The organism is Ligilactobacillus animalis, assembly GCF_009933595.1.
GTDB classification, from domain to species: domain Bacteria; phylum Bacillota; class Bacilli; order Lactobacillales; family Lactobacillaceae; genus Ligilactobacillus; species Ligilactobacillus animalis.
The window spans coordinates 331,525-357,500 of sequence record NZ_CP047141.1; the positions used below are offsets into that span (position 1 = coordinate 331,525).

Annotated in this window: 23 protein-coding genes, 1 tRNA gene and 2 rRNA genes (1 of these 26 running past the window's edge); 19 read left to right on the forward strand and 7 right to left on the reverse strand. The window is 43.1% G+C overall.

Going from position 1 to position 25,976, the window contains the following annotated elements:
- Nucleotides 1-25 precede the first annotated feature (25 nt).
- Both GSR62_RS01530 and GSR62_RS01535 read left to right on the forward strand, forming a co-directional pair.
- Entirely contained in the window at nucleotides 26-817 is a 792-nt protein-coding gene (locus GSR62_RS01530) for a tyrosine-protein phosphatase (protein WP_066024175.1), read from the forward strand.
- Between the two features lie 27 nt (nucleotides 818-844).
- A complete protein-coding gene (locus tag GSR62_RS01535) occupies nucleotides 845-1,405 on the forward strand; it encodes a dihydrofolate reductase family protein (RefSeq protein WP_225362242.1) in 561 nt (186 codons plus the stop codon).
- 33 nt (nucleotides 1,406-1,438) lie between these two features.
- Here GSR62_RS01535 and GSR62_RS01540 read toward each other — a convergent pair whose 3' ends face one another.
- The gene (locus tag GSR62_RS01540; protein ID WP_066024176.1) at nucleotides 1,439-2,284 is read right to left on the reverse strand and encodes a DUF72 domain-containing protein; all 846 of its coding nucleotides are present in this window, start codon (nucleotides 2,282-2,284) and stop codon (nucleotides 1,439-1,441) included.
- 117 nt (nucleotides 2,285-2,401) lie between these two features.
- Here GSR62_RS01540 and GSR62_RS01545 point away from each other — a divergent pair, with 117 nt between their 5' ends.
- Nucleotides 2,402-3,274 carry an aldo/keto reductase gene (locus GSR62_RS01545; RefSeq protein ID WP_066024177.1) on the forward strand — a complete coding sequence of 291 codons (873 nt, stop codon included), beginning with the start codon at nucleotides 2,402-2,404 and terminating at the stop codon, nucleotides 3,272-3,274.
- Here GSR62_RS01545 and GSR62_RS01550 read toward each other — a convergent pair.
- The 6 genes from GSR62_RS01550 to GSR62_RS01575 all read right to left on the reverse strand — a co-directional run bounded on the left by GSR62_RS01550 (nucleotide 3,271) and on the right by GSR62_RS01575 (nucleotide 7,657).
- Nucleotides 3,271-3,681 carry a peptide deformylase gene (locus GSR62_RS01550; RefSeq protein ID WP_066024178.1) on the reverse strand — a complete coding sequence of 137 codons (411 nt, stop codon included), beginning with the start codon at nucleotides 3,679-3,681 and terminating at the stop codon, nucleotides 3,271-3,273. The two genes, GSR62_RS01545 and GSR62_RS01550, sit on opposite strands and share 4 nt — an antisense overlap.
- A 52-nt stretch (nucleotides 3,682-3,733) precedes the next feature.
- Nucleotides 3,734-4,897 (reverse strand): MFS transporter, encoded by a 1,164-nt coding sequence (locus GSR62_RS01555; RefSeq protein WP_066024179.1) that lies wholly within the window; start codon nucleotides 4,895-4,897, stop codon nucleotides 3,734-3,736.
- A 2-nt stretch (nucleotides 4,898-4,899) separates the two neighbouring features.
- Nucleotides 4,900-5,460 (reverse strand): DUF536 domain-containing protein, encoded by a 561-nt coding sequence (locus GSR62_RS01560; RefSeq protein WP_066024180.1) that lies wholly within the window; start codon nucleotides 5,458-5,460, stop codon nucleotides 4,900-4,902.
- A 126-nt stretch (nucleotides 5,461-5,586) separates the two neighbouring features.
- The gene (gene cbpA, locus GSR62_RS01565; RefSeq protein WP_004050070.1) at nucleotides 5,587-6,222 is read right to left on the reverse strand and encodes a cyclic di-AMP binding protein CbpA; all 636 of its coding nucleotides are present in this window, start codon (nucleotides 6,220-6,222) and stop codon (nucleotides 5,587-5,589) included.
- A 155-nt stretch (nucleotides 6,223-6,377) separates the two neighbouring features.
- Complete coding sequence (locus tag GSR62_RS01570) at nucleotides 6,378-6,593, reverse strand: hypothetical protein (RefSeq protein ID WP_004050072.1); 216 nt, start codon at nucleotides 6,591-6,593, stop codon at nucleotides 6,378-6,380.
- A gap of 101 nt (nucleotides 6,594-6,694) precedes the next feature.
- A complete protein-coding gene (locus GSR62_RS01575; RefSeq protein WP_010689772.1) occupies nucleotides 6,695-7,657 on the reverse strand; it encodes an L-lactate dehydrogenase in 963 nt (320 codons plus the stop codon).
- A gap of 278 nt (nucleotides 7,658-7,935) precedes the next feature.
- Between GSR62_RS01575 and pth the strand changes: the two genes are divergently transcribed.
- The 16 genes from pth to GSR62_RS01655 form a co-directional block, all read left to right on the forward strand.
- Nucleotides 7,936-8,502 carry an aminoacyl-tRNA hydrolase gene (pth, locus tag GSR62_RS01580; RefSeq protein ID WP_066024181.1) on the forward strand — a complete coding sequence of 189 codons (567 nt, stop codon included), beginning with the start codon at nucleotides 7,936-7,938 and terminating at the stop codon, nucleotides 8,500-8,502.
- A gap of 19 nt (nucleotides 8,503-8,521) precedes the next feature.
- Nucleotides 8,522-12,055, forward strand: coding sequence for a transcription-repair coupling factor (gene mfd, locus GSR62_RS01585; RefSeq protein WP_066024192.1), 3,534 nt, complete (start codon nucleotides 8,522-8,524; stop codon nucleotides 12,053-12,055).
- Nucleotides 12,045-13,634: a putative polysaccharide biosynthesis protein gene (locus tag GSR62_RS01590; protein WP_066024182.1), complete on the forward strand. Its 1,590-nt coding sequence runs from the start codon at nucleotides 12,045-12,047 to the stop codon at nucleotides 13,632-13,634. Before mfd ends, GSR62_RS01590 begins: the two co-directional genes overlap by 11 nt.
- Complete coding sequence (locus tag GSR62_RS01595; protein WP_010689766.1) at nucleotides 13,631-13,900, forward strand: RNA-binding S4 domain-containing protein; 270 nt, start codon at nucleotides 13,631-13,633, stop codon at nucleotides 13,898-13,900. Before GSR62_RS01590 ends, GSR62_RS01595 begins: the two co-directional genes overlap by 4 nt.
- A 78-nt stretch (nucleotides 13,901-13,978) precedes the next feature.
- Nucleotides 13,979-14,386, forward strand: a complete 408-nt coding sequence (locus GSR62_RS01600; RefSeq protein WP_066024183.1) for an FtsB family cell division protein — start codon at nucleotides 13,979-13,981, stop codon at nucleotides 14,384-14,386.
- Between the two features lie 79 nt (nucleotides 14,387-14,465).
- Nucleotides 14,466-14,966, forward strand: a complete 501-nt coding sequence (locus GSR62_RS01605) for a S1 domain-containing RNA-binding protein (RefSeq protein WP_066024184.1) — start codon at nucleotides 14,466-14,468, stop codon at nucleotides 14,964-14,966.
- Between the two features lie 59 nt (nucleotides 14,967-15,025).
- Nucleotides 15,026-16,396 carry a tRNA lysidine(34) synthetase TilS gene (gene tilS / locus GSR62_RS01610; protein WP_066024185.1) on the forward strand — a complete coding sequence of 457 codons (1,371 nt, stop codon included), beginning with the start codon at nucleotides 15,026-15,028 and terminating at the stop codon, nucleotides 16,394-16,396.
- A complete protein-coding gene (gene hpt / locus GSR62_RS01615; protein WP_010689760.1) occupies nucleotides 16,389-16,931 on the forward strand; it encodes a hypoxanthine phosphoribosyltransferase in 543 nt (180 codons plus the stop codon). The genes tilS and hpt overlap by 8 nt, the downstream gene beginning before the upstream one ends.
- Before the next feature lie 79 nt (nucleotides 16,932-17,010).
- On the forward strand, nucleotides 17,011-19,131 hold the full coding sequence (gene ftsH, locus GSR62_RS01620; protein ID WP_066024186.1) for an ATP-dependent zinc metalloprotease FtsH: 2,121 nt from the start codon (nucleotides 17,011-17,013) through the stop codon (nucleotides 19,129-19,131).
- Nucleotides 19,132-19,243: 112 nt separating this feature from the next.
- The gene (hslO, locus tag GSR62_RS01625) at nucleotides 19,244-20,131 is read left to right on the forward strand and encodes an Hsp33 family molecular chaperone HslO (RefSeq protein ID WP_066024187.1); all 888 of its coding nucleotides are present in this window, start codon (nucleotides 19,244-19,246) and stop codon (nucleotides 20,129-20,131) included.
- Between the two features lie 70 nt (nucleotides 20,132-20,201).
- The gene (dusB, locus tag GSR62_RS01630) at nucleotides 20,202-21,197 is read left to right on the forward strand and encodes a tRNA dihydrouridine synthase DusB (protein WP_066024188.1); all 996 of its coding nucleotides are present in this window, start codon (nucleotides 20,202-20,204) and stop codon (nucleotides 21,195-21,197) included.
- A 103-nt stretch (nucleotides 21,198-21,300) separates the two neighbouring features.
- Nucleotides 21,301-22,797 (forward strand): lysine--tRNA ligase, encoded by a 1,497-nt coding sequence (gene lysS, locus GSR62_RS01635; RefSeq protein ID WP_004050100.1) that lies wholly within the window; start codon nucleotides 21,301-21,303, stop codon nucleotides 22,795-22,797.
- Between the two features lie 72 nt (nucleotides 22,798-22,869).
- Nucleotides 22,870-23,322 (forward strand): GNAT family N-acetyltransferase, encoded by a 453-nt coding sequence (locus GSR62_RS01640; RefSeq protein ID WP_066024189.1) that lies wholly within the window; start codon nucleotides 22,870-22,872, stop codon nucleotides 23,320-23,322.
- Nucleotides 23,323-23,761: 439 nt separating this feature from the next.
- Nucleotides 23,762-25,325 (forward strand): 16S ribosomal RNA (locus tag GSR62_RS01645).
- A 73-nt stretch (nucleotides 25,326-25,398) separates the two neighbouring features.
- Nucleotides 25,399-25,471: transfer RNA gene (locus tag GSR62_RS01650), tRNA-Ala, on the forward strand.
- Nucleotides 25,472-25,625: 154 nt separating this feature from the next.
- Nucleotides 25,626-25,976: ribosomal RNA gene (locus tag GSR62_RS01655) — 23S ribosomal RNA — on the forward strand (it continues 2,566 nt past the right edge of the window).
- Together the 16S and 23S rRNA genes with 1 tRNA gene alongside form the textbook arrangement of a ribosomal RNA operon.

Sequence of the window (25,976 nt, forward strand, 5' to 3'; positions counted from 1 at the left end):
TAAAGACAATTAGGAAGGTGAGAGCATGCCAGTTTTATTACCACTAGAGCAGGGTGTTAATTTTAGAGATCTGGGTGGCTATCGGACTAAAGATGGACATCAGATCAAGGCAAATAAGGTGATCCGCGCCGCTTCTTTGGGCAATTTATCGCCTAAAGACGTTGATTTTTTAGCGGAGTATGGTTTGCGTCATGATGTTGATTTTCTTTCATCGGAAGAACAAGAAAATGCGCCGGATAAAGTTCCCACGGGTGCAACTTACCATTTTGCACCGGTATTTCCAGAAGATGAGACCAAGAGTACTGCCAAAGATCAGCGAGCAAAGCAATTTTTCACCGATCCGCAAGCTGGTTTCAACAATATGTTACGGGCTTACCATGATATCGTATTGACTGACAGTGCGAAGAAAGCGTACCGGCATTTCTTTGATGTCTTGTTGGAAAACAGTGATGAAGGTCGTTCGGTGCTGTTCCACTGTTCCGCGGGTAAAGATCGTACGGGAATGGGTGCGATCTATCTTTTGACGGCATTAGGGGTCGATGAAGCGACGATCAAACGTGATTATTTAGCTTCAAACAAGTATTTAGCCCCTTGGCAAGAAAAGCAATTAGCCAAGCGTCAATTACCAAAGACAGGTCAAGAGATCTATTTGACTAATCTGCGTGCGTTAGGTTCAGTCAATGAGACATATTTAGAGACTGCGATGAACGTGATGCAGCGTGAATATGGTTCGTTAGAAAATTATTTGCACAACGAATTAGCCTTGACCAAGTCGCAGGTAGCAGATCTAAAGAAGATATATTTAGATAGAGTGTGAGCAAAAGCGGGGAGTGCCGTATGGATAATGCTCGAACAAGCACGGGGGAATAATGAATTGCGTAAAGTTAGTTTATTTATCGCACAAAGTTTAGATGGATATATCGCAGACAAGGAAGGTAGTGTCGACTGGTTAGGTGGTCAAGTGGCTGATCAGCCGATGCCAGATGTGTACAGTGAGTTTATCCAAGATGTTGATACGGTGATAATGGGATATAAGACCTATGAACAGGTGAGTACGCAACTTTCACCGAATGATTGGCCGTATTCCGGGATGCAAACTTATGTCCTGACACATCGAGAGATCAAAGCTCGACCAGAGATAGGTTTTGTAAAAGAAGCATTACCAGAGTTGCTTGCACGCTTGCAACAACATCCGGGTAAAAAGATCTGGTTATGTGGCGGGGCCAATTTAGTCAAGCAAGCACTGCAAAGCGATCTGATCGATGAGTATTACCTATCTATCATGCCGATCGTTTTAGGTGATGGGATCAGACTTTTTGATCAAATAGCCCCACCGCAGAAATTGAAATTGCTTCAAACAAAGACTTATAACGGGATCGTAGACTTACATTACGTTAAATACTAAAAAAGATAGCCTGGTTGGGGCTATCTTTTTTAGCTAGATCAGATTCAATTGGGTCGGCGGTGGTGGTCCTAGCCCATCAAAGTCGATCCCCAACAGCTCTTTTAAAGCCAGAGCGTTAGGGACTGCATCGCCCGCGGAATTATTGTTAAAGATGATGCAGATCTCTTTGACATCGTTTTGTAGACCGGTAAGAGTTTGTTTGAACTGCTCAAGTTCAGCGTGATCGTAGCGATAAAGAGTTCGTTCCTTACGCCAATTGGGACCTTTTTTGAGCCAGCCTTGTTGGTTACGGCCGTGTAAACGCCAAAACATCAAGTCGGGCGTCGTTACCACGGGATAAAATGGCACTGAGGCCTCAGTTTGATGCGGTTCATCAGCTGCGGTCAAAGTAAAGCGCTCTTGGCGACAAAAGGTAACTAATGACGGGAGCGTCTTAGGCTGAAACCAAGCTTGATTGCGAAATTCTAAGCATAATGGCAACTCGGGCAACCAAGCTCTGATCTGGCGTAGATAGTTGATGCTTTTTTTCGTGGGGATAAAGTACGGTGGAAATTGAAATAAGACCGTCTTCAATTGGCCAGTCGCTACCAATGGAGCTACCGCAAGTTTGAAGTTGGCAAAAGTTTCTTTCAATTCGGTCAAATTAGCTTTTTTATCAACATGGCCTGTCATCGACCGGTGAGCTTTAACGACGAATTGAAAGGTTGGTGGGACTTGTGCTTGCCAATTTTTGACGGTACTTATACGGGGGATTCCATAAAAGAAAGTATCGACTTCAACAACAGGAAAATTTGCCGCATACTCTGCCAGTGTAACAGGGCGGTCTTCAGTGATCAGAGCTTTATGTTCGCTCCAAGTAGTTGCACCGATCGTGATCATATGTGACATTCCTTTCTAGTATGCAAAAATGAAATAGAATAGCATACAGACTAAGTATTTAACATTTTCAGCCACAAAGCCTAAACTAAAGATAGTTATAAAAATGGAGGCAAGAAAATGATTTTAGACGAAACATATACATTGAGTAATGGGGTCAAGATCCCTAAGTTGGGTTTAGGGACATGGTTTATCGATGACCAAGATGTCGCTTTAGCGGTCAACGAAGCGGTGAATATCGGTTATCGACATTTTGATACAGCCCAAGCCTATGGAAATGAACGTGGCGTAGGCGAGGGGATCGCTACTTGTGGGATCGCACGTGAAGATCTTTTCGTAACATCTAAGTTAGCTGCTGAGATCAAAGATCATGCTGGGGCCACACGGGCGATCGATGAAACGCTGAATAAAATGGGTTTGGACTATCTTGATCTGATGTTGATCCATAGTCCCCAACCGTGGCAAGATTTCCGCGGTCAAGATCCATTTTATGCAGGTAATCTAGAAGCTTGGCGTGCGCTGGAAGATGCTTATCGTGCTGGTAAAGTTCGGGCGATCGGGGTATCTAATTTCTTACAAAGCGATTTAGAAAATCTGATCGAAAATGGTGAGATCATGCCGATGGTCGATCAATTACTAGTGCACGCAGGCAATACACCGTTTGAGTTATTAGATTATTGCCAAAAACAGGATATCTTAGTTGAAGCTTATTCACCGATCGCACATGGAAAGGCTTTTGAAGACAAGACGATCGAACAGTTAGCCGCTAAATATAACGTAAGTATCCCGCAACTTTGTATCCGATACGCTTTACAACTAGGCACAGTACCATTGCCAAAAACAGCTGATCCTGAACACATGGCAGATAATGCCAAAGTTGATTTTGTGATCTCCGAAGCTGATATGGATACTTTGAAACACTTAAAAGCTTTAGATTATGGCGATTCAAGTGAATTTCCGGTCTTTTCAGCTAAGAATCAAGCTAAAAACTAGATCAAGATCCCATTTAGATGATCGATCTCATGTTGGATGATCTGGGCAATGAAACCTTGGAATTCTTGCTTTTGCTTGGTAAAGGTCCGATCAAAGTATTGGACTGTGATCAAGTCATAGCGTGTCGTCTCCGTTGTCGTTGTAAGTGAAAGACAGCCTTCTGTTGTTTGATAGGGTCGCGCTTTTTTGATGATCTTAGGATTTAGCATCGGAAAAGCTAGCGGTCCCATCTGACAGACGATGATCTGTTTGTTTTCACCGATCATATTAGCTGCCATGCCAACGCAACGTGCTTGATTAGCTTGTAACGTATCGAGCAAGTCAGCGACGATCTGATCGTCTGTTGGCGTAGCTGGAACAGCTTTTTGACTTAAAAATTTAGGGTCGTGATTGATTTCACGGATCATAATAACACCTCTTGATAATAAGATAGCAGTGTGCCCAAATCTGGACATACTGCTATTTTTGATATATTTTAACACCGATAGCTGCAATTAGAAAAGCCAGACTACCTAGAATGAATGGGCCTAAAACATTGACGTCATATAAAAGCCCAGCGACAAAAGCTCCGATGATCCGGCCAAATGATTGGGAAGCTTGATAAAAACCAAGAACAGTCCCTTGGGTCGTTGGCGTAGCTTGTTTGGTGATCAGGTCTTGGACCATCGGCACACTGATAGCATAGAAACCGTAAAAGATCAGATTTAAGGCAAAAAAGCTGCTCAAACCAGGGGCTAAGCAGACCGCTCCCATAAAGAAAGCACAGATGAACAAAATATAAGTCGTGCTTTTATTGAGGTCGGTCCGTTTGACTAAATACATTCCTAACGTCATCGTAGCTACAAGTGAGATCAACCCGACTGCCCCCTTAAAGCTACCGTTATAGCTCGTTGCCAGATCAAAGACGTCTTTTAAGTAATAGTTGAAGCTTTGATCAAAGGAGGTATAGCCTAAAAAGGTCAGAGCTGAAACGCCTAATAAGATCCAAAGTGCCCGTGAGAGCTGAGTATCTTTGGTTGAAAAGCTACTAAAAAAGTTCAAACTGCGGACCGCTTCTTTGAAATCTGGGGCTTTTTGGGCGGTAAGATCTGGACCTAGCAATAGATAAAAGGCGACACCTGTGAAAAAGAGTTGCCCGATCTGGAGCGCAAAGGCCCAATAAAGATCGTATGTCCCAAGCATCCCGCCGACAAAGTAGCCCAGGGCGCCAAAGACGGTTTGAACGGCAGCATTTAAGGTCAAATTTGCTCCTCGTTCTTTAGCCGTGGAGGTATTGGCGATATAATTCAAAGCGCCAACAAAAAAGGCTCCACAGGCAAATCCCGCCAATAAGCGCCCCCATAAGATGAGCGCTGGGGTGTGTCCGATCGCAAAGAGGACTTGGGCTAATGAGTAACCTAAGCATCCCCAAGCCATCAAGACTTTAGATTGAAAACTCTCAGCTAATTTTCCAAAGAAAGGTGAGCCAAGAAACATCCCCAACGACATCACGGAAAAAGCATAGCCAAACATGGCACTATCGAGTCCGAGTAGCTTGAAATAAGCTGGGGTGATCGGATGAGCGTAGTTAGCAGCAAGATTAAATGAAGCGATAAGTGCTAAAAAGGTTTTCTTTTGTTTCATGCCTAACTGCGCTTGTTGCGACGAAACCAGCTAAAGAAGCCCCGCTTTTTAGGTTTCTTTTCTTCAGTGCTGATCGCATTAGTCGTTTTATAGCTGACACCTTGGGTCGGATATAAGATCTGTTGGGCTTGGCTATTTTCGGGTAATTGACGTTGAACTTCAGCCGCTGCGATCTTGATGGCATCAGGATCGGTCTCCTGCAGAGCTAACAGATCGTTTAACTGTTTCGTGGCGGAAAGAGTCAATTTTTGTTGATGATCGATCAGTTGGTGTAATTCTGCGATCTGGCGGTCTTTTTCCCGTAACTGTTCGTTGATCAATTCGAGTTGGTGTTGTAATTGATCAAGGTGTTTAGCTTCAGTCGCAAGGGTAGTTTTTTTGCTAGTACTTGGTAAAAGTAATTCGCGCCTTGCTTGTTTTAAGGTATCTTTGCTGTAAAGTTTAGAGCGTCCATTTATTTCAACTGGTTGGATCTGATTGACTTTTAAAAAGCGGTAGATCGTTGACCGACTGACACCGACATTATCGGCAAGCTCTTGAGTCGTATAAAGTTTTTCGGCCAATATGGCTCATTCCTTTCGTTAAGAGGTATAGTTATAAACATTTTAACATACTCACTGTAAGTTGTTACATAACTTTAGTGATAAGAAATATCCCCCCACTTAACGATAAGTAGGGGGATAAAGGTATTAGGCTTGTAAGTCTTCGATCTCAGGGACCTTGAAATTCTTGCGCTCTAAGCTTGCCACGATCCGTTCCAATTTCTCATGTGAAACATCGGATGGCAGGGTAAATAATGTACGGCGGACTAATTCGCCCTGTTGCACATCAAGTGTGATACAACTTGCAATCGAAGTGTATTTAGTGATGATCTTAGCCATATCGACTAGATCACCGCGTTCACCTGAGGAGACAACGGTCAAAACATAGCTACCGACATTGAAATTCCAAGATTGGGTCAACATATCTAACAAACGCGTATGTGTCAAGATACCATAGAAGAAATTATTTTCATCTAAAACCGTAATATATGGAAGGTCTTTGATCGAGAAAAATACATTAAAGAAGGCTGAATCGATTGGGATAAACTTGTTAGCGTTCTTTAACAAATGGGTCACGGGTAGGCTCATATCACCTCCACGAGATTTGTGGCGGTAAATATGCATCTTATAGATATTTCCCCGGAAGATCTTGCCAGTTTCATCCAAGATCGGTACACAACGGTAACCGGAATCTTCGAGCACTGTTAGGGCTTCTTCCAGTGTGATATCTTCTTTAACTGTAACGAGATCTTTTTTAGGTTTGATCAATGTTTTCAGTAGCATAAATATCTCCTCGGCTTTCATTTTGTTTTCATAATATCCTAATACATAATAACATAAAAAACAAATAATGGAAGCTAAAAATTGAATAAATGTGCAAAATTTTGCAAAATGTTCTATTTCAAGCAAAAAGGCCGGTCGAGACCAGCCTTAAAAAATCAAACTTGTTTTACTTTCACGACGAGATCGACAAAATCTTTTTTAGGATGGAACTTATCATGCACGATAAAGGTGCTGCTGACAACTTCCCATTGAGTTTGTTCATCGCCGACCATGATAAAGTCACCTTTGTGGGGAACAAATGGTAACTCGGTAACGATCTGTCCTGAACCTTCATTGATCGGGACATCTGCATTGATCTGTGTTTTAAACATTTTAACTCACACCTTTCACGTTCATTTTACCACAGGACGCGGGGAATAAAAAAAGCAGCCGAGGTCAAGACCTCGACTGCTTTGAGCAAAATGCTAAGAGATTAGTCTTCTAAGCTCTTCAAACCGTTTGTAAGAACTTCTTTCAAAGTCTTAGCAGATTCTTGCATTTGCTTCATTTCTTTTTCGTTCAAAGGAACTTCGATAACTTGCTTAACACCATCAGCATTAACTACAGCAGGTGTACCAATGTAGATGTCGTTTAAGCCGTATTGACCATCCATGTATGCGGAGATTGGCAATACTGTATCTTCGTCACGTAAGATAGCTTTAGAAATACGTGCAAGAGCAGCAGCAACACCGTAGAATGTAGCACCTTTCTTGCTGATGATTTCGTAAGCTTTATTTCTAACGTCATCTTCCATCTTATCAAGAGTTTCTTGAGAGATGTTGTTAGCTTTTACCCAATCCAAGAATGGAACAGCACCGATCGTTGCAGCTGAGTAAGCAGCAAATTCGGAGTCACCGTGTTCACCCATGATGTATGCGTGCATAGAACGAGGATCCTTGATGCCTGTAAGGTCAGCCATAGCAACACGAAGACGTGCTGTATCCAAGGATGTACCTGAACCTAAAACGCGTTCTGTTGGGAAGCCAGAGAACTTCCATGTTGCGTATGTCAAGATATCAACTGGGTTAGCAGCAACCAAGAAGATACCGTTAAAGCCAGAATCAACAACTGGTTTAACGATTGATGACAAGATGCGTAAGTTCTTGTTAACAAGGTCAAGACGAGTTTCACCAGGCTTTTGAGGAGCACCTGCAGTGATAACAACTAAGTCTGCGTCTTTGCAGTCAGAGTATTCTGCAGAGTAGATCTTCTTAGGATATGTGTAACCTGTAGCATCGATCAAGTCTAATGCGTCACCTTCAGTACGTTCTTTAACAACGTCAACGATACCGAATTCTTCAGCAATACCTTGTAAAGCCATTGCATATGCATAGCTAGAACCAACAGCGCCGTCACCGACTAAAATAACTTTTTGATGATTTTGTGTTTTTGACACAGTAATTCATCCTTTCTTAAGTAACTTAATTGATACTCCATAAGTATAACATGTTTTTCAGTAAATGGCGCAAAGTTTTCAAGAGTTTGTAAGTTTTTTTCAGTAGAAATCGCAAAGTGTGGTATACTTAGTGAAATTAAATCAATTGTTGGAAGCGTATTTTTAGGCGCTTCAATGCTAGATGTACGCTTAACTGTGCCCAAGTACGGTTTAAACAGTGTGCATTTTTTTTGGTAATGTAAATTTTCTTTTATATGTGAAAGGTTTTGAATTTAAAGATGAAATTGATCGTAGGATTAGGTAATATTGGTCGTCAATATGAAAATACCCGTCATAATACGGGCTTTATGATCGTTGATCGCTTTGCAGATGCGAATGGTCTTTCCTTTAATAAGGAAAAATTTGATGCTCAACTAGCTGATGGTATGGTCGGGGGCCAAAAAGTTTTGTTGGCTAAACCGACTACTTATATGAATGAATCGGGTCGCGCAGTTCGCCAGATCGTGGATTATTACGACTTAGATCTTGATGATGTGATCATCGTCTATGATGATATGGATCTTGATTGTGGTCGTTTACGGTTGCGGCAAAAAGGCTCGGCTGGGGGACATAATGGGATCAAGAGTTTGATCGCCCATTTAGGTACCCAACAATTCGACCGTTTACGGGTGGGGATCGATCATCCGAAGCAAACTAAAGTCGTTGATTGGGTCTTAGGTCGCTTCACGCCAGAACAACGAGAAAACTTCGATCTAGGAGCTGCTGATGCAGTAGCAGCGTTAGAAGAGTGGGTCAAGACTGATGATTTTGCGCAAGTGATGAATAAATTCAACCGTAACAAGTAAGAAAGGATACGCCATGAAGATGAAACTAAAGGAAGCCTTCCAGAGTCTTCCAGAAGTCAAAGAGTGGTCACAAAAAGAACCGGGACGTCATTTGATCACGGGACTGACTGGCTCGGCCAAGACGCTTTTTTTAGCCGAGCTGTTCTTAGAAAATGCAGGCCCCAAATTGATCGTCTGTGATGACTTGTATCGGGCCCAACAGTTAGCTGATGATCTTGAAAACCTCTTAGATCCAGCTGATGTTTTGTTGTTTCCTGTCGAAGAGATGCTAGCGTCAGAAATGGCAACGAGTTCACCTGAATTTAAAGCGCAACGAGTTTTAGCGTTGGAAGCTTTAGCCAAGCGGGAAAAAAAGCTGATCGTGACTTCAATGTCAGGGTTACGGCGCTTTTTACCTCCAGTCGAACTTTGGCAAAAGAGCCAGTTAGAATTGGTCGTTGGTCAAGACTATGAATTAGCTGAACTAGTGCAGTTGTTAGGGCAAATGGGCTATACGCGTCAAAAGCAAGTTGAACGCCCTGGTGACTTTGCATTGCGGGGCTCGATCTTAGATATCTTTCCTTTAAATATGTCAGATCCGCTCCGGGCAGATTTTTTTGATACCCAGTTAGATTCATTGCGGATTTTTGATGCGGCCGATCAGCGCAGTTTGGAAAATATTGAACAGGTGCAGATCTTACCAGCGACTGATCTTATTTTTGATAAGGAACGTTTGGAAAAAGCAGCGTTGGCTTTAGATGAAGCCGTTAAAAAAGCTTCCACTAATCTAGCTAAAGAAACAAAAGAGCAACTGGATAAGAATTTTTCAGCTAAGATCGATGACTTTTTAAAGGGTGAATTAAGTGCTAAAGATCTGAGTTTAGTTGAGTATATCTATCCTGAAAAGCTCAGTTTATTCGATTATTTAGCTCCAAATGGTGAAGTGTTTTTTGATGACTACCCGCGTTTGCGTGAAAAAGAAAAACAACTAGTTCAAGAAGAACAAAATTGGATCGTTGAGCAGTTGGAAAAACAACAATTGCTTGCGAATGCTGTTTTAGGTCACGAATTGAGTTCTTTAGAAAAGAAGCTCAAACAGCCTAAAAACTTTTTAGCTGCCTTTCCTAAAGGGATGGGGCGGATGCGTTTTGTGCAGCATTTAGACATCAAAGCGCGCATGGTCCAGCAGTTCTTTGGCCAAATGCCACTGCTAAAAGCCGAAGCCATGCGCTGGAAAGAAGGCGGTCAAACCGTTGTCTTGCTGGTCGGCACTAAAGAACGCCAAGAAAAGCTCCATCAAACGTTAGCCGATTTTGGGATCACGTCTTTATTAGGATCGATCGATGATATCCAGCCTGGTCAAGTGCAGATCGCTTTAGGTCAGTTGAATAGTGGGTTTGAATTACCTGAATTAAAATTAGTCGTTTTGACTGAACAAGAACTCTTTGCTAAACGCTCACACAAACAACCTAAACGCCAAACGATGAGTAACGCGGAACGTTTGAAGAGCTATACCGATCTGAAAAAAGGCGATTATATCGTTCACGTCAACCATGGGATCGGGCGTTTCATGGGAATGCAGACTTTAGAAGTCGGTGGTAAACACCAAGACTATATGACGATCGTTTACCAAGAGGATGCCCAGCTCTTCATCCCAGTCTCTCAGCTCGATCGGATCCAAAAATATGTGTCAGCGGAAGGCAAGACACCGCGGATCAACAAGTTAGGTAGTAACAAATGGGCCAAGACCAAGAGTAAAGTTGCGGCTAAGATCGAAGACATTGCCGATGAACTGGTCGAATTGTATGCACAACGTGAATCCAATAAAGGTCATGCCTTTCCCCCAGATGATAGTTACCAACGGGAATTTGAAGCGGCTTTTCCTTTTTCAGAAACACCTGATCAGTTGCGGAGTGCTAAAGAGATCAAAGCCGATATGCAAAAAGAACGCCCGATGGATCGCTTGTTGATCGGGGATGTGGGCTATGGCAAGACCGAAGTTGCTTTACGGGCAGCCTTTAAGGCGATCGAAGACGGCAAACAAGTCGCCTTTTTAGCGCCGACAACTGTTTTGGCGCAACAACATTTTGAAACCATGCAGGCACGGTTTGAAGGTTTTCCTGTTAATATCGGTGTCTTATCACGGTTTAGCACTAAAAAGCAGGTCGATGAAACTTTGGCTAAGCTAAAAAGTGGCGAGTGTGATGCCGTTGTTGGCACACACCGTTTATTGTCTAAAGACGTTAAATTTGCTGATCTGGGCTTGTTGATCATCGATGAAGAACAACGCTTTGGGGTCAAGCATAAAGAGCGGCTAAAAGAACTCAAGTCAACTGTTGATGTTTTGACACTGACAGCTACACCGATCCCGCGGACATTGAATATGTCGATGTTAGGTGTGCGGGATCTATCGGTGATCGAGACCGCGCCGATGAATCGTTATCCGATCCAGACTTATGTGATGGAACAAAATTACGGGGTGATCGTGGATGGGATCAAACGTGAGATGGCACGCGGGGGGCAAGTATTTTTCTTGCACAACCGAGTCGATGATATTGAAAAAAAGGTCGACGAGCTACAGAGCTTAGTGCCCGAAGCTAAGATCGCTTATATCCACGGTCAAATGACAGAGACCCAATTGGAAGGGATCTTGATGGACTTTATCGCAGGCCAATACGACGTGTTAGTGACGACAACGATCATCGAAACGGGGGTCGATATCCCCAATGCCAATACGCTTTTTGTGGAAAATGCTGATCGGATGGGGCTAGCTCAGCTCTATCAATTACGCGGACGGGTCGGACGGTCGAATCGTGTTGCCTATGCTTATTTTATGTATGAACCCGATAAAGTTTTAACGGAAGTGAGCGAAAAACGCCTTGAAGCGATCAAGGATTTTACCGAATTAGGTTCAGGGTTTAAGATCGCGATGCGTGACCTCTCGATCCGGGGTGCAGGTAATTTATTAGGTAAGCAACAACATGGCTTTATCGATTCAGTTGGCTATGAGTTGTACACGCAGATGTTAAATGAAGCAGTCGCTAAGAAACGCGGCCTTAAGCCTAAGTTGCACACGGATTGTCAGATCGATCTTTCGTTGGAAGCTTATCTACCCCAAAGTTATATCGAAGATCCGCGCCAAAAGATCGAGCTTTATAAGCGGATCCATCAATTGGAAAATAAAGAACAATATGAAGAGATCAAAGAAGACCTCATCGATCGTTTCGGTGAATATCCCGTTGAGGTAGCTAATCTACTAGAAGTTGGATTGTTGAAGCTATATGCTGATCACGCATTATTGGCTAATATCACTCAAACTAGTGCAGCTAAGCTCACGTTGGATTTTGCACCTGTAGGGGTGAAAAAATTCAATGCCCCGATGATGCTCAAAGCGTTGGATGCAGCTGGACTCGATGCGACTTTTGAAACGACCGACAAAAAGACAGCTATCAAGTTGACTTTGCAACCAGCACAGCAACCAGAACTCTTGGCTAAGCTCCAAAAATTATGTTTTAATTTAATGGCTGAGATCGATAACAAACCACAGATCGAGGAAACCGTAGATGAAAAATGAGCAAGTCAAAAAGACGATGAAAGGGGCTTTGATCCTTTCGATCGCGTCGTTGATCGCTAAGATCTTAAGTGCGGTCTATCGGATCCCCTTTGAAAATATTGTTGGAAATACTGGTTTTTATGTCTATCAGCAGGTCTATCCGCTCTATGGGATCGGCGTTGCTTTTGCCTTGACTGGCTTTCCGGTCTACATTTCTAAATTAGTTGCTGAACAACGCGATGAAGCGGCCAAACTGCGCTTAGTTCAACAGGTATTTTTGATCTTGTGCGTTTTTTCGGGCGCGATCTTTGTCGGACTGCGGGTATTTGCCCCATTTATTGCACTTTTGATGGGAGATCCACAGCTGACAGTTTTGATCAAAAGTGTAGCTTGGATGTTTTTGTTCATGCCATTTTTGGCGGTCGGACGGGGATATTATCAAGGGACATTTGATATGCTCCCGACTGCGATCTCACAGGTGACTGAGCAATTCATGCGGGTCGGGATGATCATCTTGGCAGCATGGGCCTTTACGCTTTTTGACTGGTCCTTATACCAGATGGGGTCCGTTGCGATGTTGGCCTCTAGTGCGGGGGCAGTAGTTGCCTGTTTGAGTTTTATCAAATTTTATGCTAAAAAGTTTTTCAAAAAAACGGCTGCCCCTAAATTCAGTTACCTTTATCTAATCGAAAAACTCTTTAGCGATGGTTTGATCATCTGTTTGTTTGCTTCGACGATGGTCTTATTGCAGTTGATCGATTCTTTTACGCTCGTACGCGGATTATTGCACAACGGGATCCCAGCCGCAGCGGCTAAAGATCTAAAAGGGATCTATGATCGGGCCCAACCGTTATTACAGTTAGGCATGGTCCTTGCGATCGGTTTTTCTTCAACGCTCTTACCGACATTGAGTCAAGCGTTGCAAAAGCGTAAATACGCCGAATTTCGTCGGATCGCGCAAGTTATGTTGCGTGTCAGTGCGGCGATCTCAGTGGCGGCTTGCTTTGGGATGGTCGTTTTGATGCCGCAGATCAACACTTTACTGTTTGGAGATGCTAATTTGAGCGCCGAATTGGCCGTTTATGTGGTCAGCGTGATCTTTATCACTTTGATCGGGACTTATAACTCGATCTTGCAGAGTTTGAATCAGTTTTTGATCACGGTGGTCGGTCTGCTGGGCGCTTTAGTTCTAAAATTCGTGCTAAATATCTGGTTGGTCGGGCGCATGAATATCATGGGCGCCAGTGTTGCGACCGTGCTTAGCTTGGTTTTTGCGCTAGTCTTTATCCTGTTGTTTAGCCCTGAGATCGTCAAAGGGTTGTTCAATGAAGGACATTTTTGGCTCAAGTTAGGCTTAGCGATCACAGTGATGCTGATCAGTGTGCGGATATTTACCATGAGCTATATACATTTTATCGGTAATGAGCGTAGCGATACGCTCGTCATGTCACTTGGAGGAGCCTTTTTAGGGGCGCTGGTCTTTTTAGGGTGTGCCTTAGCGTTCAAATTATTTAGTGTCCGCGAATGGCTCATGTTACCAGGAGGCAAAAAGATCTTGAAAGTTTGGCAAAAAATTATCAGAAAAGAGGGAATCTTATGAGATTAGATAAATATTTAAAAGTTTCACGTGTGATCAAACGGCGCAGTGTGGCAAAACAGATCGCCGACCAAGGCCGGATCACGATCAATGACAAAGTCGCTAAGTCCGCTAGTGATGTGGTAACCGGCGATACTTTAGTGATCAATTTTGGAAATAAAACTTTGACTTTGAAAGTTCTAGAATTAAAGGATACGACCAAAAAAGATGAGGCTAAGGGCATGTACGAGATCATCAGTGAAGAATATAAGGAAGATTTTAGGCTCTAAATTGAATCTTTAACACCAAGTTTGTTATAATCGTCGTAAATATGTAACGGTTTTGGATGATTTGGTGAGGTCTAACTGATGAAAGAAGATAAACAAAAGATCAAAGTCATGAATAATGATTTTTATCGGGAAAAAACAGCTGCCAAAAAGCGGATGGTCGCCAAAAATCGGCGTTATCTGCAACACAAAGTCATAATGCGTTTGTTTGCAGTGATCGCGGCGGTCGTGACCGTTGTTTGTCTAGTCCAAGTCGGACGCAACTTGTGGCAAGCACATACGGTCAAGCAACAGACGACAACTGCTCAAAAAAAACTTGATAAGGTAAAAAAAGACAATTCTAGCTTGAAACTGCGGGTAAAGCAGCTAAATGATGATGAATATTTAGAGAAGTTGATCCGGGAGAAATATTACTATTCTCGCGACAATGAAACGATCTATAATTTGCCCGATGATAAGGCTAAAAGTGTCTTGGATTCGGAAAAATAAATTTTTTTGGTTAAACCACTAGTATCGTGATATACTTAGGGGTGTTTTATTAGAACTTTCTAGGAGGAAAAATTTTTTTATGTCAATTGAAGTCGGAGAAAAAGTCAACGGCAAAGTATCAGGGATCACTAATTTTGGTGCTTTTGTGGATTTAGGGGATAAAAAAACTGGCTTGGTGCATATCAGTGAAGTTTCAAATAATTTTGTCAAGGATATCCATGATGTGTTGACAGTAGGGGATAAAGTAACGGTCAAAGTGCTTTCGGTCGGTGAAGATGGTAAGATCAGTTTATCGATCAGAAAAGCAAGCGACAATGTTCAAAAAGAGCTTGGGAAAAATACCAAAGAAGAGCGCAACCAACGTGAAGGCGACTTCCGGAACAATGGTAAGGGAAATAATCACAGAAATAACGGTAATGCGGGCAAGGGTCGTTCCTTTGCACCTCGCAAAACTGAAAACAAAAAGAAAGACTTCGACTCTTTATTGGCTGGTTTCTTAAAAGAAAGCGATGAACGCTTGACCTCTTTGAAACGGAATACGGAAGGTAAGCGCGGTGGCCGTGGCGGGCGCCGTAGCTAATATATAAAAGGACTGTGGCATTTTGTCACGGTCCTTTAGTGCTTTAAAGGAGGTATTTTATGCAAGCGACAAAACAGCAGTTTGACTTACAGTGGCAAAATTTAAAGCTCTCAGCTAAAGAAAAAGTCTTAGTGGCGGTCTCGACGGGAGCAGATTCGATGGCATTATTGTGGCTGTTAGCGCATTTGCCGGTAGCGATACGTCCGCAGATCAATGTGGCGTATGTCGATCATCAATTACGCGATCAAAGTAAAGCTGAGACAGAATTTATCCAACGCTATTGCCAAGAATACGGGTATCCTCTATTTACCAAGACTTGGGCTGTAGCTGAACATCCACAGACTGGACTGGAAGAAAAAGCCCGCAAAATGCGGTATGGATTTTTTGCAACTGTGCTAAAAAAACAAAAGATCAAGTACTTATTGACGGCACATCACGCTGATGATCAAGCCGAGACCTTTTTGATGAAGTTATTGCGTGGGGGCGATCTGGCGCAACTGACGGGGATCAAAAGCAGACGTAAATTTGGAGCTCGAGCCGAGTTGCTCCGTCCGTTGTTGGGCTTTACCAAAGCACAATTGTTACACTTAGTTCAGGAACAAAACATTACTTATTTTGAGGATGAGACTAATGAACACGATGACTATTTGAGAAATCGTTTGCGACATCACGTTATTCCACAATTAAAGCAAGAAAACCCGCAATTTTTAGCGCATGTTGAAAGTTACGCTACGCAGTTGAGTGAAGTTCTTAGCTTAGCCGATGAAGCGAGTAAAGAAAAATTGGCTAAATTACGCCAAGATGATGGGAGTTATGCCTTAGAGCAGTGGCAAACGTTGGACTTACCTTGGCAAAATCAGCTTTTGCGCCAACTTTTTTGCCAGCAACAGCTAGAATTATCGGAAAAAAAATTGGCTCAAGCCAGCCGTTTGCTAAATAACACTACTAAGCCACAGGGACAACTCAATCTGGGCCAAGGATATTTTTTGGTCAAAGAATACCATCATTTCTGGATCGCTGATCATCTTTTGCCAAGTGAGAACTTAGAGCTTCAGCGATCTTTGTCATTAGGCGAGTGGCAATGGATATCTGATACAGAAAAAGTCGGGCTCTTTTTTAAAGATGCCTACCGCCCGCGCCCAGGTGATGAGGTCTTAGCTGTGTCTGAAGCGGAGGCACCATTTCTTTTGCGTCACCGGCGCCCCGGCGATCGTATGAAAACTAAGATCGGAACTCAAAAAATAAAGCAGATCTTGATCGATCGAAAAATAGCGAAAACTAAACGTGAGCGTCTGTGGTTAGTTGCAGCCAAGGATGGAAACATTTTATGGGTCGTTAAAGTGAAAAAAACTGATTTGTCACCACGGCTCGTAAATGCTAAAATGCAATACATAATAGTTTTGCGAAGAGAGGTAAAAGATGATGAATAACGACATCAAAGAAATTTTATACAGCAAAGAAGATATTCAAGCCGTTGCCCAAAAATTAGGGGCACAGATCACCGCCGACATGAAGGATAAAAATCCGCTCGTGATCTGCGTTTTGAAGGGTGCGATCTTATTTATGGCCGATATCGTACGTGAGATCGACACGTACTGTGAACTTGATTTTATGGACGTATCTAGCTATGGTGATGCAACTGAATCATCCGGTGAAGTTAAGATCATCAAGGACTTAGATGTTTCAGTCAAAGATCGTCATATTTTGATCGTCGAAGATATCATCGATACCGGTCGCACTTTGGAACGGTTAGTAGAATTGCTCAAACACAGAAATGCAGCTTCGGTTAAGATCTGTACTTTATTAGATAAGCCTGAGCGTCGGGTGAAATCTGTCGTGCCAGATTATGTGGGCTTTGAAGTGCCAAATGAATTCGTGGTCGGCTATGGTCTAGATTACATCGGACATTACCGTAACTTGCCTTACGTAGGTATTTTGAAACCAGAAGTTTACGAGAACAATTAATAGTCAATATTAGTCAAATATGATATTATTGGTTCGATAGCTTTAAATTTTATGAAATTTACCTAAAAGGAGGAACTCCATGAATAATAACAAAAATGGACTAGTGAAGAATAGTCTATTTTACATTGTGATCTTCCTTGGCATTATGGGTGCGCTCTATTACTTTGTTGGTAATCGTGGCGGTGCTCAATCACAACAGATTCAATCAAGCCAATTCATTACCGAATTGAAGAAAAACAATGTCAAAGATTTCACAATGCAACCAGCAGGTAGTACCTACCGCATCACAGGTACCTACAAAAAACCAGCTAATGTGGAAAAGACTGGTGGCCTAACAGGTATTGCGGGTACCTCTACTAAAGTGTCGACCTTTACGACCAATGTGTTGACCAATGATACCTTAGTTAAGCAGATCGAAAGCTATGCTACTAAGAATAAAGTCAAATATGGCGCTAAAGAAGAGGAATCCAGCAGTATCTGGGTCCAACTCTTGATCTACGTCTTGCCGCTTGTCTTCTTTATCTTCTTCTTCTACATGATGATGGGACAAGCTGGTCAAGGCGGTGGCAATGGTCGTGGGGTGATGAACTTTGGTAAATCCAAAGCTAAGCCAGTTGAAAAGAAGAACAACAAAGTTCGCTTCTCTGACGTAGCTGGGGCCGAAGAAGAAAAGCAAGAATTAGTCGAAGTAGTCGAATTCTTGCGCGACCCACGTAAATTCCTTTCTTTGGGTGCACGGATCCCATCCGGTGTGTTACTCGAAGGACCTCCCGGAACTGGTAAGACATTGCTAGCCAAAGCAGTCGCTGGTGAAGCGGGAGTGCCATTCTTCTCGATCTCTGGTTCTGACTTCGTGGAAATGTTTGTCGGTGTCGGGGCTAGTCGTGTGCGTGATCTGTTTGAAAACGCCAAGAAGAGTGCGCCAGCCATCATCTTTATCGATGAGATCGATGCTGTCGGTCGTCGGCGTGGTAATGGTATGGGGGGCGGTCACGATGAACGTGAACAAACCTTGAACCAATTGTTAGTTGAAATGGATGGTTTCGAAGGTGATGAAGGTGTCATCGTGATGGCCGCTACGAACCGTTCTGATGTTTTGGACCCTGCCTTGCTTCGTCCAGGACGTTTTGACCGCAAGATCTTAGTTGGTCGACCTGATGTTAAGGGCCGTGAAGCGATCTTGAAAGTCCATGCCAAGAACAAGCCACTTGCTAAAGATGTCGATCTTAAGATGATCGCTAAGCAAACACCGGGCTTTGTCGGGGCTGACCTTGAAAACTTGCTCAACGAAGCTGCTTTATTGGCTGCTCGACGCAACAAAAAAGCGATCGATGCCTCAGATATCGATGAAGCTGAAGACCGCGTGATCGCTGGTCCAGCTAAACGTGATCGCGTCATCAGTAAGAAAGAACGCGAGACCGTGGCTTACCACGAAGCTGGACATACGATCGTTGGTCTGGTCTTAAACGATGCACGGGTCGTTCACAAAGTTACGATCGTTCCACGTGGTCGTGCTGGTGGTTATGCGATCATGTTACCAAAAGAAGATCAAATGTTGCTTTCCAAGAAAGACATGCAAGAACAAATTGCTGGCTTGATGGGGGGACGTGCTGCTGAAGAGCTTATCTTTGGGCAACAATCCTCTGGGGCTTCCAATGACTTCCAACAAGCAACTCAATTGGCACGTGCAATGGTGACCGAATACGGGATGAGCGATCAATTAGGTCCTGTCCAATATGAAGGTCAAAGTGGCATGTTTGCTGGGGATGCTGTGCCTGGTCAATCAGCCTTCTCGATCAATACAGCTAATGCGATCGATGAAGAAGTCAAACGCTTATCCGAAGAAGGGATGGCCTTGGCTAAGAAGATCATCGAAGAGCATAAAGAACAGCATGAAGTCATCGCAAAAGCCTTGCTTGAATACGAAACACTTGATGAAAAGCAAATTTTGAGCTTATATAAAACTGGTAAGATGCCGGCACAAAATGAAGATGAGTTCCCAAGTGAAAAAGCAACAGCTACGACTTTTGAAGAATCAAAAGAAGCTTTGGAACGCAAAGAAGCTGCTAAACGTGAAAACAAAGCAGCCGATGAAACGACATCTTTCCCAAGTGAAAAAGATGCAACTGCTGATAAAAATAAAACCACAGTCTTCTATCCAAAAAAGGATAAAAAAGACACAGACTCGGATAAAGATTAGTCTTTGAGCGAGTGGTGGAATAAATTTTAATAGGAGGAAGTAAGTTGGCCTATGTGCCGCCCGCTTGCTTCCTCCTTGTTTGTTGAAAAAGATAAAGGAATAGGTGAATCAAATGTCTGATTATTTAGTTAAAAGTTTAGCCTACGATGGGCAATTACGTGCGTATGCGGTCGATGCAACTCAAACAGTTCGCCAAGCACAAGAATATCATGATACTTGGAGTGCGGCTTCTGCAGCTTTAGGTCGAACATTAGTCGCAACTTTACTATTATCGGAAGCTTCATTAAAGGGTGAAGGTAAGATGACAGTGAAAGTCAATGGTGATGGACCATTGGGCGCGATCGTCGTTGATGGTAATGCCAATGGAACGGTCAAAGGCTACGTCCAATACCCACATATCCATTTACCATTGAACGATAAGCACAAGATCGATGTTAAAGGTGCGGTCGGAACGACAGGTTTCCTATCAGTTACTAAAGACTTGGGTTTAAAAGAACCATTTACCGGACAAGTACCGCTTGTGTCGGGTGAATTGGGTGAAGATTTCACGTATTATTTGGCTAAATCCGAACAGATCCCATCAGCCGTTGGGTTGTCAGTTTTTGTCAATGATGATAACACGATCCAAACAGCTGGCGGCTTTTTGATCCAAGTTATGCCGGGAGCAACGGATGAAGTTTTAACTAAACTGGAAGAACGTTTAAAAGACTTACCGCTAGTTTCGGAAATGATGCGTGAAGGCTTGACTCCAGAAGATATCTTAGTCAAATTATTTGACGAAGAAAATGTTGAGATCTTGGATAAGATGCCGGTAGCGTATGAATGTGATTGCTCTAAGGACCGTTTTGCGCAAGCGATGGCCAGCCTACCGGAAGCAGATATTGAAGAGATGATCAAGAAAGATCACGGCGCAACTGCTTTATGTCATTTTTGCAATCGCGAATACCATTTTTCCGAAGCTGAATTGCGTGAGATCGTAAAAAATGCAAAAGAAAAGTAGTCGTTTAAATAAAAGTGTGCTATTATCTACAAACGAAGTAAAGAATGATTTTATGAGGTGAAATTGATCCATGGAATGGAAAATTGGAGATATCACGATCCCAAACCAAGTTGTGGTAGCCCCAATGGCTGGGGTGACCAATGTGGCCTTTCGGATGATCTGTAAGGAATTTGGTGCAGGTATGGTCGTATGTGAAATGATCTCGGATAAAGGGATCCATTTCCGTAACAAAAAGACACTTGAGATGTTATTTGTCGATCCAAGTGAACATCCAGCAAGTGTGCAGATCTTTGGTGGAAGCAAGGAAACTTTGGTCGAAGCAGCTCAGTTTGTGGCGGAAAATACCAATACTGATATTATTGACATCAATATGGGTTGCCCTGTGCCTAAAGTTACTAAGACCGATGCTGGGGCAAGATGGTTACTTGATCCGGATAAAGTATATGAGATGGTCAAAGCCGTTTCGTCATCCGTTGAAAAACCAGTTACCGTAAAAATGCGGACTGGTTGGGATGAGGACCATATTTTGGCGGTCGAAAATGCATTGGCAGCGCAAGAAGCTGGGGCTAGTGCATTAGCGATGCATGGTCGGACAAGAAAACAACTTTACTCAGGTCATGCAGACTGGGAGCTATTGCATGAAGTAGCTAATAAGTTGACGAAGATCCCATTTATCGGTAATGGGGATGTTCGCACGCCTCAAGATGCTAAGACGATGTTGGATGAAGTTGGTGCTGACGCCGTGATGATCGGACGGGCGGCTTTAGGTAATCCATGGATCGTTAAGCAAACGACACATTACCTAGAGACTGGTGAATTATTAGAAGAACCAAAACCAGCTGAAAAGATCGCAGTGGCTAAAGAGCACTTGCATCGTTTAGTTGAAGCTAAGGGTGAAGTCGTGGGGCCAAAAGAGTTTAGATCCCAGGCGGCTTACTATCTTAAGGGGATCCCACGTTCAGCCAGAACCAAAGCTGCTTTGAATTCAGCTGATACAGAGCAAGAAATGCAAGAGATCTTTGATAATTTCTTGGCTGATATGATCGCTCAACCAATTCGGCGTTAATTATGACTTTTGAGTATGCTATAATTAAAAAATAGTAAAGATGAAACGTGTTCGAAAAGGCACCACCTTTTCTCACACTCTAAAGAAAGGCGAGGATTTTTAAATGGGTAACCAACAAAACATGAATGACCAATTGCGTGTACGTCGTGAAAAGATGCAAGAATTGCGCGCAGAAGGTATCGATCCCTTTGGTCATCGGTTTGAACGTGATTCAATGAACCAAGACTTGCATGATAAGTATGGTGAAATGGACAAAGATGAATTAAATGGCTTGGAGATCACAGCAACGATCGCTGGCCGTATGGTAGCTAAGCGTGGTAAAGGTAAGGTAGGCTTTGCTGATCTACAAGACCGCACTGGCAGAATGCAACTTTATATCCGTAAAGATGAAGTGGGCGAAGATATGTATCACATCTTCAAACGCTCAGATCTGGGTGATTTCTTAGGTATCAAGGGTCACGTTATCAAGACTGATATGGGTGAATTGACGATCAAAGTGACAGAATTGACTTTCTTATCCAAAGCTTTGCGTCCATTACCAGACAAGTGGCATGGTCTTCAAGACGTAGAACAGATCTATCGTCAACGTTACTTGGACTTGATCTCTAACAAAGAAAGCTACGATCGTTTTGTGAACCGTAGCCGGATCATTTCAGCTATTCGTCGCTATTTAGACGGCGAAGGCTTCTTGGAAGTGGAAACACCAGTGTTACATACCCAAGCTGGTGGTGCTGCTGCACGTCCATTTATCACTCACCACAATGCTTTAGATATCGAATTATATCTTCGGATCGCCCTTGAATTGCACTTGAAGCGTTTGATCGTTGGTGGGATGGAACGTGTGTATGAGATCGGTCGTGTCTTTAGAAATGAAGGTATCGATACACGCCATAATCCAGAATTTACAATGCTTGAATCTTATGCTGCATACTTTGACTTTGAAGACGTTATGGATGAAACAGAAGGTATCTTCAAAGCTGCTGCTTCAGTAGTATCAAATAACAACATCGTGAACTATCAAGGTAAAGATGTCGATTTTGATAAGCCATTTAAGCGCGTGCACATGGTCGATATCATCAAAGAATATACTGGTGTCGATTTCTGGGAAGAAATGACTTTAGAACAAGCTCGGGCTTTGGCTGATGAGCATGGTGTTCACTATGAACAATACTGGAAAGTCGGTCACATCATCAACGAATTCTTCGAACAATTCTGTGAAGATAAGATCGTTGACCCAACATTTGTTTACGGCCATCCAGTCGAAATTTCACCGTTAGCTAAGAAGAATGTTAAGGATCCACGTTTCACTGATCGCTTTGAATTGTTTATCTTAGGTAGCGAATATGCTAATGCCTTTACCGAATTAAATGATCCGATCGATCAACGTGAACGTTTTGAAGCACAAGTGGAAGAACGTCAAGCTGGTAACGATGAAGCAGAAGGCATCGATGAAGACTATATCGAAGCCATGGAATATGGTATGCCCCCTACAGGTGGTCTAGGTATCGGTATCGATCGTTTGGTGATGCTTTTGACAGATGCACCTTCGATCCGTGATGTTTTATTATTCCCAACGATGCGTCCGATCGAAAACAACTAAAAATAAGATATTTAATGCTGTGGCTATATAGTCGCAGCATTTTTTGTCATGTGTAAAGAAAGGAAAATATTTATGATCAGAGAATATCGCTTTGGTGATCAAAAACAGATCGCTGAGTTGTTTTATACGACAGTACAGACTGTTAATGCAAAAGACTATTCAAAAGAACAACTAGATGCTTGGATAAATGGTAATACAGAGCCAGCGATTTGGCATCAGCGTTTGGCGAAAAAATATAGTTTAGTGGCAGTTGAATCAGAAAGGATAATTGGTTTTGGTGAGATAGATCGATACGGATATCTCGGGCATTTATTTGTTTTACCGGGGTATTTGAGAAAGGGGGTAGCAACTGCTTTATGTGAGCGTTTGGAAAGTTTAGGTGGTAAATGCATCACAACACATGCGTCAATAACTGCGCGTCCATTTTTTGAACAAAGGGATTATATTGTTACTAAAAAACAACAAGTTTGGCGCGAAGGGGTATGTTTAGTTAATTTTGTAATGGTGAAAGTGATCGATAGATGAAGGTGTAAAAGAATTTTTATAAAAAGTCCTTGACGCTTAAATGTATTCCTTGCTATACTATAAAAGTTGCTGATGCAGAGCAGCTGCTTAAAAATATAATATAAAAAAGATGTTGACATCATCTTGGAAATCATGATATTATATTTAAGCTGATTTGTTACAGCAGAAAAAATAAAACAAAAAGTTGTTGACATCATTCAATAGTTTTTGTTAAAATAATCTAGTCGTCAAAAAACGACTGAGATAAAAATTAAAAAAGTTGTTGACATCGAAAATTCAATATGTTAAAATATTGATGTTGATTGTATCAACCGAGTAGATCTTTGAAAACTGAACAAAGTTTCGATAAGCAAATGTGCAGGGTCTCTTATCTAAGTGATAAGAGCAATAAACATTTTGCGAAGTCAATTCGCTAGTAAAAATAAAGAGTCACAAACTTTAAATTGAGAGTTTGATCCTGGCTCAGGATGAACGCTGGCGGCGTGCCTAATACATGCAAGTCGAACGGAACTTCTTTATCACCGAGTGCTTGCACTCACCGATAAAGAGTTGAGTGGCGAACGGGTGAGTAACACGTGGGCAACCTGCCCAAAAGAGGGGGATAACACTTGGAAACAGGTGCTAATACCGCATAACCATAGTTACCGCATGGTAACTATGTAAAAGGTGGCTATGCTACCACTTTTGGATGGGCCCGCGGCGCATTAGCTAGTTGGTGAGGTAAAGGCTTACCAAGGCAATGATGCGTAGCCGAACTGAGAGGTTGATCGGCCACATTGGGACTGAGACACGGCCCAAACTCCTACGGGAGGCAGCAGTAGGGAATCTTCCACAATGGGCGAAAGCCTGATGGAGCAACGCCGCGTGGGTGAAGAAGGTCTTCGGATCGTAAAACCCTGTTGTTAGAGAAGAAAGTGCGTGAGAGTAACTGTTCACGTTTCGACGGTATCTAACCAGAAAGCCACGGCTAACTACGTGCCAGCAGCCGCGGTAATACGTAGGTGGCAAGCGTTATCCGGATTTATTGGGCGTAAAGGGAACGCAGGCGGTCTTTTAAGTCTGATGTGAAAGCCTTCGGCTTAACCGGAGTAGTGCATTGGAAACTGGGAGACTTGAGTGCAGAAGAGGAGAGTGGAACTCCATGTGTAGCGGTGAAATGCGTAGATATATGGAAGAACACCAGTGGCGAAAGCGGCTCTCTGGTCTGTAACTGACGCTGAGGTTCGAAAGCGTGGGTAGCAAACAGGATTAGATACCCTGGTAGTCCACGCCGTAAACGATGAATGCTAAGTGTTGGAGGGTTTCCGCCCTTCAGTGCTGCAGCTAACGCAATAAGCATTCCGCCTGGGGAGTACGACCGCAAGGTTGAAACTCAAAGGAATTGACGGGGGCCCGCACAAGCGGTGGAGCATGTGGTTTAATTCGAAGCAACGCGAAGAACCTTACCAGGTCTTGACATCTTCTGACAATCCTAGAGATAGGACTTTCCCTTCGGGGACAGAATGACAGGTGGTGCATGGTTGTCGTCAGCTCGTGTCGTGAGATGTTGGGTTAAGTCCCGCAACGAGCGCAACCCTTATTGTTAGTTGCCAGCATTAAGTTGGGCACTCTAGCAAGACTGCCGGTGACAAACCGGAGGAAGGTGGGGATGACGTCAAATCATCATGCCCCTTATGACCTGGGCTACACACGTGCTACAATGGACGGTACAACGAGTCGCAAGACCGCGAGGTTTAGCAAATCTCTTAAAGCCGTTCTCAGTTCGGATTGTAGGCTGCAACTCGCCTACATGAAGTCGGAATCGCTAGTAATCGCGGATCAGCATGCCGCGGTGAATACGTTCCCGGGCCTTGTACACACCGCCCGTCACACCATGAGAGTTTGTAACACCCAAAGCCGGTGGGGTAACCTTTTGGAGCCAGCCGTCTAAGGTGGGACAGATGATTGGGGTGAAGTCGTAACAAGGTAGCCGTAGGAGAACCTGCGGCTGGATCACCTCCTTTCTAAGGATAATTTCGGAAACCTGCACTTTATCGTAAACTTTGTTTAGTTTTGAGAGGTTTACTCTTAAAACATGGGGCTTTAGCTCAGCTGGGAGAGCGCCTGCTTTGCACGCAGGAGGTCAACGGTTCGATCCCGTTAAGCTCCATTGATAACATTAGTTATCAAACTTGTTCTTTGAAAACTAGATAATATCTTTTATTTCTTTGTTAATTAAAATAACCGAGAACACCGCGTTTTAAAGAGTTTAAAACATTAATGTTTAATCGCTAAACTCATAACCATTATCGTAAGATAATATAGGTTAAGTTATTAAGGGCGCATGGTGGATGCCTTGGCACTAGGAGCCGATGAAGGACGTGACTAACTGCGATAAGCTTCGGGGAGTTGTAAGTAAACTGTGATCCGGAGATTTCCGAATGGGGAAACCCAGCAGGAGTAAAGACCTGTTATCACTGAGTGAATACATAGCTCAGTCGAAGGTAGACGTGGGGAACTGAAACATCTAAGTACCCATAGGAAGAGAAAGAAAATTCGATTCCCTGAGTAGCGGCGAGCGAAAAGGGAACAGCCCAAACCAGAGAGCTTGCTCTTTGGGGTTGTAGGACTGGACATTTGAGTTACCAAGAAACGAAGTAGTTGAATGATTTGGG

Coding starts and splice junctions, on each gene's coding strand:
- GSR62_RS01530 (WP_066024175.1), top strand. CDS start 26: ATGCCAGTTTTATTACCACTAGAGCAGGGTGTTAATTTTAGAGATCTG.
- GSR62_RS01535 (WP_225362242.1), top strand. CDS start 845: ATGCTCGAACAAGCACGGGGGAATAATGAATTGCGTAAAGTTAGTTTA.
- GSR62_RS01540 (WP_066024176.1), bottom strand. CDS start 2,284: ATGATCACGATCGGTGCAACTACTTGGAGCGAACATAAAGCTCTGATC.
- GSR62_RS01545 (WP_066024177.1), top strand. CDS start 2,402: ATGATTTTAGACGAAACATATACATTGAGTAATGGGGTCAAGATCCCT.
- GSR62_RS01550 (WP_066024178.1), bottom strand. CDS start 3,681: ATGATCCGTGAAATCAATCACGACCCTAAATTTTTAAGTCAAAAAGCT.
- GSR62_RS01555 (WP_066024179.1), bottom strand. CDS start 4,897: ATGAAACAAAAGAAAACCTTTTTAGCACTTATCGCTTCATTTAATCTT.
- cbpA (WP_004050070.1), bottom strand. CDS start 6,222: ATGCTACTGAAAACATTGATCAAACCTAAAAAAGATCTCGTTACAGTT.
- GSR62_RS01570 (WP_004050072.1), bottom strand. CDS start 6,593: ATGTTTAAAACACAGATCAATGCAGATGTCCCGATCAATGAAGGTTCA.
- pth (WP_066024181.1), top strand. CDS start 7,936: ATGAAATTGATCGTAGGATTAGGTAATATTGGTCGTCAATATGAAAAT.
- mfd (WP_066024192.1), top strand. CDS start 8,522: ATGAAACTAAAGGAAGCCTTCCAGAGTCTTCCAGAAGTCAAAGAGTGG.
- GSR62_RS01590 (WP_066024182.1), top strand. CDS start 12,045: ATGAAAAATGAGCAAGTCAAAAAGACGATGAAAGGGGCTTTGATCCTT.
- GSR62_RS01595 (WP_010689766.1), top strand. CDS start 13,631: ATGAGATTAGATAAATATTTAAAAGTTTCACGTGTGATCAAACGGCGC.
- GSR62_RS01600 (WP_066024183.1), top strand. CDS start 13,979: ATGAAAGAAGATAAACAAAAGATCAAAGTCATGAATAATGATTTTTAT.
- GSR62_RS01605 (WP_066024184.1), top strand. CDS start 14,466: ATGTCAATTGAAGTCGGAGAAAAAGTCAACGGCAAAGTATCAGGGATC.
- tilS (WP_066024185.1), top strand. CDS start 15,026: ATGCAAGCGACAAAACAGCAGTTTGACTTACAGTGGCAAAATTTAAAG.
- hpt (WP_010689760.1), top strand. CDS start 16,389: ATGAATAACGACATCAAAGAAATTTTATACAGCAAAGAAGATATTCAA.
- ftsH (WP_066024186.1), top strand. CDS start 17,011: ATGAATAATAACAAAAATGGACTAGTGAAGAATAGTCTATTTTACATT.
- hslO (WP_066024187.1), top strand. CDS start 19,244: ATGTCTGATTATTTAGTTAAAAGTTTAGCCTACGATGGGCAATTACGT.
- dusB (WP_066024188.1), top strand. CDS start 20,202: ATGGAATGGAAAATTGGAGATATCACGATCCCAAACCAAGTTGTGGTA.
- lysS (WP_004050100.1), top strand. CDS start 21,301: ATGGGTAACCAACAAAACATGAATGACCAATTGCGTGTACGTCGTGAA.
- GSR62_RS01640 (WP_066024189.1), top strand. CDS start 22,870: ATGATCAGAGAATATCGCTTTGGTGATCAAAAACAGATCGCTGAGTTG.